Here is an 8,034-nt window from a genome sequence, read left to right on the forward strand (position 1 = left end):
CGTCCATTCATCTACTATTTTAAACCTTTTACTAAAATATAATTGATAATTGTAAAATATTCTGTAATATTTACAGTATGTTTTGTTGTTATTGTCACACAATATTAATAATTAACATTTTAATTTAAAAGTTTTCGAATATAAAATTATTCAAAAACTTTTAAAAAATAACTAAGCATCTAATTATCAAGTATTCTTTAATCTTATAATCATATTTTCAATACCTAATAAATTTTAACAATGGGACTATTTAGTAAATTATTTGCATCTGTACCTTCTCAAGCAACAGTAAAATTTTCAAGTGAAAATGAGGCATTCTACGCAGTTTTATTTGCATGTATCTCTGTCGATGGAGAAGTAGATGATGAAGAAATTGAAGATTTTGTTGCATCAGTAAACTCAAATCAATTTTTGAGAAACCTGCCCCTGACTGAATTATACAGGGATTTGTTTCTTAAAAAACAAAAACATGGGCTTGAAGCTATAGTAGCAGCAGCATTACCGATGATTAACGAATCAAGAAAAAAAGCTCTATTTGTTGCCTGTGTAGACTTGGTACTATCTGATGGTGTAGTTGACAAAAAAGAAGAAGTTTTACTTGAGGACATCCAGAAAGGCTTAAACATCACTGAAGACTTTACACAAAAAACTGTAGAGGTAATGATTGCCAAAAATAGTATCTAATAAATCCATTTCACAGCCTAAAATAGGCTGTGAAATTTTTAATATATATGTTCAAATACAGCCCAAAAATGACCGAAGACGATGTGATAGAACATCTTCTAATGAGATTAAATACTGACTTTGTGCAATGTTGTTTAGATGTAAGGGGCTTTTGTGAAACCCCATCGAACCATGATTTAATTGATAGAAAAATGGTCAAAAAGGTTATTTCTAAAATGTACGAGCATGATGTTGCGATGCCCTGTACTGGTGATGACCAACCTATTGAAACTATCGAAGTAACAACAAAAGGAATAAAAGTTTATGAAAATGGTGGCTGGAAAAAATATCTTTTGGAGTTTGAAAAACTCAATCAAGAAAATGATAACAAAGCCATACAAGAGCAAAATATAATTATAACAGGAAGTGTATATGGTTCAAATGTTGGTCATGGTGATTTTAGCCAGTCTCGTATTGATTTTAAAGACCAACCACCTATAAACCCTATAAGCCAACCTATTAAAAAGTCGGGTAATTCAAGCGAAATCTGGGATAAAATAAAACACATATCTGCTATTGTTGGGGGTATAGGAGCTATAGTAGCTGCTATAACCAAGTTAATGGATTTATGGTAAAAAATACAAAAATTACAAAGTCTAAAAAAGAGCTTTCAAAAATTCAATTACGACTTGCATCTGATTCACTAGAAAACCAAAAACGTTTATTCCAACTACGAACCCTTGAAAAAAATATCGATAGCGTGGTATATTCCACCAAGACAAGAAAACGGAATACATAGAAAATGAGGTTATAATTTTAGTAATGGGACTATTTAGTAAATTATTCTGAATTATAACAATGGTTTAATCAAAGGTCGACACTGGTTGTATAAACTACGGTTTTCATCACATGCAAGTAAAATAGAATCAAACCTCTTACTATTTGCATCTGATAAACTTGAAATTAATTTATAACAATCTAACATTTTGTCACTGAATAAGTAGCTATCAATAAATTGTTCAAAATCAATATTAGACTCGGCTATGATACCAATTAAAGGCTTTTTTACTGTTAGTAACCAGACATTAGTAACCACTTTTCCAGAGGAGTCTTGGTAAGGAAAAGCAAAGAAAATTGTTGACTGAACAATTTTGCGAATCTCAAAATGTGTGGCTGAAATACGAATCTTTTCACCATTTAATATTTTGCCAATTTTTGAAAAATAATCGATGTAATCTGTTGTAAATTCAATCATAATGGCAATTCATTATATGCTAAACACCTAAATGCTAAAGCTAGAAGTAAAATTTGAGTTTTTTTGATTTGAATTCAAATGTATAGGAATATCATACTTACAACTAGGACAAATTATGACGAATACTGTAGCACAAAGATTTGAGCATCTTATCAGTACCTTAGAACTTGACTGTAGCACATTTGCTAAGAGTATTTATGCAAACCCCATTGAGATAAAAAGAATTATCAATCATAAGGAGAAACCTAGTTTTGACATGCTTGCCAATATTCTGTCAAAATACCCAAACATCAGTGCAGAATGGTTGATCATAGGGAAAGGTAGTGTATGGGCTAACGAAGAAGTTAAAAAAAGAGATTCAAAAATAGAAGAACTAAGATATATCATTGAATTACAAAAAGAACTATTATCAAGTTATGATTACCCCACACCAGTAGCATAACTTATAAAACTTTAAATAGCTTTTGAGATTATATTAATCTTTACTATAAATATTATGGAAACAACAAATCAAACAGCAATAGGTAAGCGAGTGAGCGAACTAATGTTTCGTCTTGGCAAAAACCAAAGCACTTTTGCAACATCGATAGGAGTCTCTCAGACGACTGTAAGAAATGTAATAAACGGAATCACCAAACCAAGTTTTGAGTTTATAGAAACTATCCTGGATGTTTATGGTAATGTAAACTCAGATTGGTTACTAAGAGGCGAAGGTGAAATGTTCAAACAAACAGAAAAAGTAGTAGCTGAGCCTACTTTGTGGCAAACACTAAAGGAAAATTATGAGAATCGAATAGAGGAATTACAATACACCATTTCGATTCAAAAACAGCTTCTGGGAAAGTTTAAACCTGTCCCTTTAAGACCGGGTGCTGGGAAAGTGATTTATTTCTTTCCTGACCTATTAGAAGAAAAAATTATGGCTGCTGAAGCCTAATTTTTTTGACGAAAAAAGGTGGCACTTTAGGTGGCAGGCCATTAACCAAGGGTTAATGAGGTCATTTTAAGCATTTTTTGTAGACGGTTCGAATCCCTCGCTCTCTACCAAAAAAAGCCCACCATTACGGTGGGCTTTTTGTTTTTAGCCCATAGATAAAACTAATTTACTTATCTTGGGACCTAAATATCTGAATCTTAACATCTATACTAACTTATTTTACCTTGAGGTCATCTTGACTTTTTAATTTTCTTCATTGCGATGATAATAAATGCTATAAAGTGAAATCCTATCCAACTTGAAAGTCTAGTATCGAAGCGATTTAACAAAGACCTATAGCTATCTATTCATGCGTTAGTTCTTTCAATAGAGTATCTTTCTTTGTAGAGTTCTTCGTCAATGGTGTTCCTTTTGTTTGGAGCAATGTTGGCGATAATTTGTTTTTGATGGCATAATTGATGTAATTTTTCTGCGTCAAATCGCAGCGGCGAACCGTCCTGCATCTGCATTCAAAAATAGTACCTCAACTGAAATAGTAGCATCCTCTAACATGGTAGTAAGTCCTTCAAATGTCTGCTCAATGTTAAATAAATCATTATGATTACCTGAAACTAGCGTTGACATAGCTAACATAAACCCTTGTTTATCAGTCAATTAAAGTGAATTGATAGTTTTTCTCTTCTTCCTACCTTGATAAGCAACTTCTTCGCCACCTCGAATACATGACGAATGACTTCCATCTAAATTTACCAATGAGAGGTCGAAAGAAGACTTGTATTTTTTTAAAAGTTCTATCCAACACTTTTTCCAAATACCTTTCTTGCACCAACGGCGATAATGTCCGAAAACAGTTTTGTAATGAAGAGTACGAGTGCTGAATAAGCTTTCGACAGACAATAAATGCCATTGAATCCCTTAACGTGGTTACCAGTCTTAATTTATAAAGAATACAATTAATTATTTCACTAAGAGGTACTTGTGGTTTAAAGCCTCGCTTTCTTTCAGGTAAATAACCAATTATTTCTGATTCTATTATATCTTTGCTAAGTACGTAGTACATAAAAGGTTGCTTGGTATGGTTCGCAAAACAAATATCAGCAACCTTTTTTATTTTTAAGCAATTCTACCAAAAGTCAAGATGACTTCTATGTAATTTAATCTATATCAATTAAGATTACGGTTGTTGTTCTCTCTGTTTTAGCAGAAACAGCTCTATAAAACTCATAAGCATATTGTTGTGCTCTTATAGAAGCATCCTCAGCTATTTTAACATAATCATATAGACCATTTACCTGTTTCACTATAGCAAGTACCTTCTTTAAAACTATTGCCTCTAAACTCACCTGTCTTATGCCCCCATCTACCCTAAAAAATGTGCCATTCTCAAGGGAGTATTTATCTCAAATTCATCACTGTATTTATTGATAATACTTGCCACTTCGTCGCATCTCTTTTGTGAAGTTCCCGAAAACATCTCATGTAACTGTGCTCCAGTAATAGGAAAAGTGGCTTGATGCTCTTGAACTTTACTACCCAAATATTTCCAAACGGCATCTATTTTAACATCTTTATTTTCAGTATCTTGGATGTCAAATAAGGAAGCTCTCAACTTTTATTAAAAGTTGAGAGCTTCCTTATTTGAAAAATTATATTCTTTTACTCTACATCTCTCTTTTTTATCCAACCTTCGATAGTCTTTTTACCATAATAACGGATTTTGAGCCACTCTCCTTTTTGCTCTAAAATTTCAACAGGGTCTCCCTTTATGAGGTATAATTTGGTAGATTTGTTTGGAAAAGAATTGATATAAACTTTTAAAGCTACAATCTCTCTAAGCTTGATACTTAGTAAATCACCAAGATAATTTTTACCTTCTTTCTTGCCACGTTTATACAACTCCAGTATATAGATATTTGGAAGAGAAGTTACTCTTCGATAGATAAATCTATTTGTACTTTCAAGCTCAAGTAAATCCCCTAACTCTACATTTTCTTCAAAATAATAAGTATATGCACTACCCCAAAGAATTAAATCATCATTGGAATTGCCTTTTACTTTTGGAACATCCCATGTAGAATCACTTTTTGATATAAAATGTAATTGATTATAACCTCCTAGATAAAAAGGTGAATACTTATCTAAGTTATATAAGTTAATCGTTGAATATGATATTATTAAAGTTTTTCCATCTTTAATTAGTACGTATTGATTGGTATCAATCAAATTATGCCATTTCCCATTCAAAACATCCAATGTGATGTCTAGTTTTTGTCCTAGTGAGCAAAATGAAAATAATGCAGTTAAGAACAAAATAAAGAATACTTTTTTCATAATTTTATTTATTTAATATTAAAAGAGCTTGTTCCTTAATTCCTTGACGACTTTCAGCACCATTTTGACCTCCATTTACAAATTGATTTAGGTATATTTGATCATCTGAGTCAGCAAATGAATTGCCATCTCCTATTTTTTTTACATTATTAATTATTACTTTTTTGCTATTTCTCCAAAAATACATACTTGCTTTCATAGCTACATCTAAGTTAGTTGTGAGTAAATCTATATCTCTACCATCAAATTCCATCTTATTATTCGCATTTTCGGAATCACTATTCCATAAAGATGTAATAGTTTGATACTGTCCTTTACCTGTCAAATGAACAAAACCTTTTCCTAAAAAAGTTGAACCATCTTTTGTTGAGGCAGGGCCATTACCCATTCTATATGAATAAGTATAGTCAAATAAATTACTAGAACAAACATATTTATCCTTTACTACTAAATCAGAAGTGATTTTTTTTAAGGCTGGGTTGCATGCTTTAGGTGTTTCATCGGAATCACATTCAGTTAAATCAGATTCATATCCCTCAAATAAATCACAGTATTTAATTTTACCAAAAACCTCTTTGATTCTGTCTTTTGAGGAATAACAAGTACTTTCTTGGAGTTTTTTTAATCCAACTGTTTCTGTGCCTATCTGTCCTAAAAAATGTGCCATTCTCAGAGGGGTATTTATCTCAAATTTATCACTGTATTTATTGATAATACTTGCTACTTCGTCGCATCTCTCTTGTGAAGTTCCCGAAAATATCTCATGTAACTGTGCTCCAGTAATAGGAAAAGTGGCTTGATGCTCTTGAGCTTTACTACCCAAATACTTCCAAACAGCATCTATTTTAACATCTTTAGCTTCGGTGTCTTGGATGCCAAATAGGAGAGCCCTCAACTTTTATAAAAAATTAAGGGCTTTCTTATTTAAAAAATTATATTCCTTTACTCCACATCACTCTTTTTTATCCATCCTTCTATAGTCTTTTTACCATAGTAACGGATTTTGAGCCACTCTCCTTTCTCTTCTAATATCTCTACTTCATCGCCTTTGATGAGGTACATGGCGGTCGGTTTGTTGGGAATAGAATAAATAGGCATTTTAAGCATTTTAATTTTTCTAAATGAGGAATTTGTAATCTTCCACTTTAAAACCCATTCTTCCAAACTATCACAATTTCCCTAATTAATCACTATGTAATTAGAAATTAGTTCAGTAATTGGAATTTTAATTACATTATTGATTTTAGGAGTTTTATTATTAGTATATACAGATTTTCCCTCGCCAATCGTAAAATAATCAGGAAAAGTACTTATATCAAACCAAGTATCATTACAGTTTTTTTGTGGATTATAAATTATTTCTAAAAAACTATCTTGAGGATAGTTATCTTTAAATGTATTAATTTTTATATAGCTTGTATTTCCAGTGTATTTTATGATATTATATCCATCTTCAATATCCCACCCATATTGCTCAGATTTATTCCTTATTCTTTCAAAATATATCACTTTACCATTGTCAACCCAAACTAGCAAGTTGTAATTTAAAAAGAAAAAAGAGGTGTACGATGCGCTACTATACTTTGTAAAACTTTCAAGCTCGAACAAATTGAATCCAAGCAGATCATCTGGAAATTTTTTAAAAAAAGAACATGCACTTGTAATATCTTCTTTTCTAATATCAACAGTTGTACCCTTTCCAGTAATATCTGGATTAATTACACCACGTGTTGTTTCGTCTAAACTACACAATTTTATTTTCGAGAAAATATACTTAGGTTTTTCTATGAAAGAACAAACAGATGGAGTAAAAAAATAAAACAAGGAATCGGATACATACATTCTTTTGTGGAAACTCCTTTTGTCCCATTTTTTTAAGTTTGTAGTTCCATCTTCAGGATAATAATATTCTTCATGGAGTACTCTCCACCACCCACGTAATTCTAGCTTTGAAGAATCTAATGTTTGATATATGTATTTTTCACCTCCTATCTCTATCGCTTTTTGAGAAAAGGTTACTGATATGTTAAAAAGTATAAGAGAAACAACAAGTATTATTTTCATCTGTTTTTAATTTAATAAGTACAATTTTGATATAAATTTGCCTCGGCGATTCGCCTGTCGCTCCCTGATAGTTTCGAACTATCATTAATTATTTTATCTCTGATGCCTGGATCATTAAATTTCTTCTTTGAAATATAATTTTTATATAGTTCATCCTTTTTGAATGCAGTAATTCCTCTATTATACACAATACTCACTAAGGCATCAAATTGACATTGCGTGAGTTGAGATCCTTCAGGTAATGCACTTTTTAAATCATTTACATAACTTGGTAACTTCAACGAAAAGAGTGATAAACATTCATCTTCTGTAATACCGTTATTTTTAGTTATGCAGTAATTCGTTAATTCAGCATGATTAGGAATCATATAACCTATTCCAATAGTAGGATTCCCATAACCTTTCAAATTAATCCGTTCTATCTCAGCATAGTGATTTTGAGCTTCACATTTAAGAGTAGTCCACTGAGCATTATCTTTATGACCAGCTTTAACAGTGCTACCATCAAAATGTTCTGTACAATAATTAGACCTCCCTCCTTTATAGTCATTATAAACATGAAGAATACAACCACCCTCTTGCTTCGCAAGCGACATTTTCCCATTATCACTTATGTCCTGTCCTACATTTCCCCCACTCAAATACTTCCAAACGGCTTCGATTTTCTCTACTTTCTTTTCTTCATCTAATACGTTGATGCTTAAGACAATATTGCTTGAGTTGGGTACTGAAAAGTCTATCCCTGTACTTGCTTTTTGTTTGCTTTGTGGGTCTACTTCTATAT

Annotated in this window: 11 protein-coding genes and 1 pseudogene; 4 read left to right on the forward strand and 8 right to left on the reverse strand. The window is 31.7% G+C overall.

The genetic code is table 11. From position 1 onward, the window contains the following. Positions 1-240: 240 nt before the first annotated feature. Both GVN22_RS26220 and GVN22_RS26225 read left to right on the forward strand, forming a co-directional pair. A complete protein-coding gene (locus GVN22_RS26220) occupies positions 241-684 on the forward strand; it encodes a tellurite resistance TerB family protein (RefSeq protein WP_166553974.1) in 444 nt (147 codons plus the stop codon). 68 nt (positions 685-752) lie between these two features. After that, entirely contained in the window at positions 753-1,298 is a 546-nt protein-coding gene (locus GVN22_RS26225; RefSeq protein WP_166553975.1) for a hypothetical protein, read from the forward strand. Positions 1,299-1,513: 215 nt separating this feature from the next. Here GVN22_RS26225 and GVN22_RS26230 read toward each other — a convergent pair whose 3' ends face one another. Next, positions 1,514-1,918, reverse strand: a complete 405-nt coding sequence (locus tag GVN22_RS26230; RefSeq protein WP_166553976.1) for a hypothetical protein — start codon at positions 1,916-1,918, stop codon at positions 1,514-1,516. A 115-nt stretch (positions 1,919-2,033) separates the two neighbouring features. Between GVN22_RS26230 and GVN22_RS26235 the strand changes: the two genes are divergently transcribed. Both GVN22_RS26235 and GVN22_RS26240 read left to right on the forward strand, forming a co-directional pair. After that, the gene (locus tag GVN22_RS26235; protein ID WP_166553977.1) at positions 2,034-2,360 is read left to right on the forward strand and encodes a hypothetical protein; all 327 of its coding nucleotides are present in this window, start codon (positions 2,034-2,036) and stop codon (positions 2,358-2,360) included. A gap of 54 nt (positions 2,361-2,414) precedes the next feature. After that, positions 2,415-2,855 (forward strand): helix-turn-helix domain-containing protein, encoded by a 441-nt coding sequence (locus GVN22_RS26240; RefSeq protein ID WP_166553978.1) that lies wholly within the window; start codon positions 2,415-2,417, stop codon positions 2,853-2,855. Positions 2,856-3,085: 230 nt separating this feature from the next. Here the strand turns inward: GVN22_RS26240 and GVN22_RS26245 are convergent. The 7 genes and pseudogenes from GVN22_RS26245 to GVN22_RS26275 all read right to left on the reverse strand — a co-directional run. After that, a pseudogene (locus tag GVN22_RS26245) lies at positions 3,086-3,915 on the reverse strand (IS5/IS1182 family transposase). A 300-nt stretch (positions 3,916-4,215) separates the two neighbouring features. Next, entirely contained in the window at positions 4,216-4,464 is a 249-nt protein-coding gene (locus GVN22_RS26250; RefSeq protein WP_166553979.1) for a hypothetical protein, read from the reverse strand. 47 nt (positions 4,465-4,511) lie between these two features. Further along, a complete protein-coding gene (locus GVN22_RS26255; protein WP_166553980.1) occupies positions 4,512-5,186 on the reverse strand; it encodes an SH3 domain-containing protein in 675 nt (224 codons plus the stop codon). A 4-nt stretch (positions 5,187-5,190) separates the two neighbouring features. Next, entirely contained in the window at positions 5,191-6,081 is an 891-nt protein-coding gene (locus GVN22_RS26260; protein WP_166553981.1) for a hypothetical protein, read from the reverse strand. Between the two features lie 47 nt (positions 6,082-6,128). Then, complete coding sequence (locus GVN22_RS26265) at positions 6,129-6,284, reverse strand: SH3 domain-containing protein (RefSeq protein ID WP_166553982.1); 156 nt, start codon at positions 6,282-6,284, stop codon at positions 6,129-6,131. A gap of 81 nt (positions 6,285-6,365) precedes the next feature. Further along, the gene (locus GVN22_RS26270; RefSeq protein ID WP_166553983.1) at positions 6,366-7,250 is read right to left on the reverse strand and encodes a hypothetical protein; all 885 of its coding nucleotides are present in this window, start codon (positions 7,248-7,250) and stop codon (positions 6,366-6,368) included. Positions 7,251-7,261: 11 nt separating this feature from the next. Further along, positions 7,262-8,034, reverse strand: a 773-nt coding sequence (locus GVN22_RS26275) for a lysozyme (RefSeq protein ID WP_166553984.1), incomplete at its 5' end; no start/stop codon positions are given.

The organism is Cellulophaga sp. BC115SP, assembly GCF_009905545.1.
In the GTDB taxonomy this organism is placed as follows: Bacteria; Bacteroidota; Bacteroidia; order Cytophagales; family Spirosomataceae; genus Flectobacillus; species Flectobacillus rivi.

What these genes read in the sequence shown, in the direction of transcription:
- GVN22_RS26220 (WP_166553974.1), top strand. Translation starts at nt 241, where the DNA reads ATGGGACTATTTAGTAAATTATTTGCATCTGTACCTTCTCAAGCAACA.
- GVN22_RS26225 (WP_166553975.1), top strand. Translation starts at nt 753, where the DNA reads ATGACCGAAGACGATGTGATAGAACATCTTCTAATGAGATTAAATACT.
- GVN22_RS26230 (WP_166553976.1), bottom strand. Translation starts at nt 1,918, where the DNA reads ATGATTGAATTTACAACAGATTACATCGATTATTTTTCAAAAATTGGC.
- GVN22_RS26235 (WP_166553977.1), top strand. Translation starts at nt 2,034, where the DNA reads ATGACGAATACTGTAGCACAAAGATTTGAGCATCTTATCAGTACCTTA.
- GVN22_RS26240 (WP_166553978.1), top strand. Translation starts at nt 2,415, where the DNA reads ATGGAAACAACAAATCAAACAGCAATAGGTAAGCGAGTGAGCGAACTA.
- GVN22_RS26255 (WP_166553980.1), bottom strand. Translation starts at nt 5,186, where the DNA reads ATGAAAAAAGTATTCTTTATTTTGTTCTTAACTGCATTATTTTCATTT.
- GVN22_RS26265 (WP_166553982.1), bottom strand. Translation starts at nt 6,284, where the DNA reads ATGCCTATTTATTCTATTCCCAACAAACCGACCGCCATGTACCTCATC.
- GVN22_RS26270 (WP_166553983.1), bottom strand. Translation starts at nt 7,250, where the DNA reads ATGAAAATAATACTTGTTGTTTCTCTTATACTTTTTAACATATCAGTA.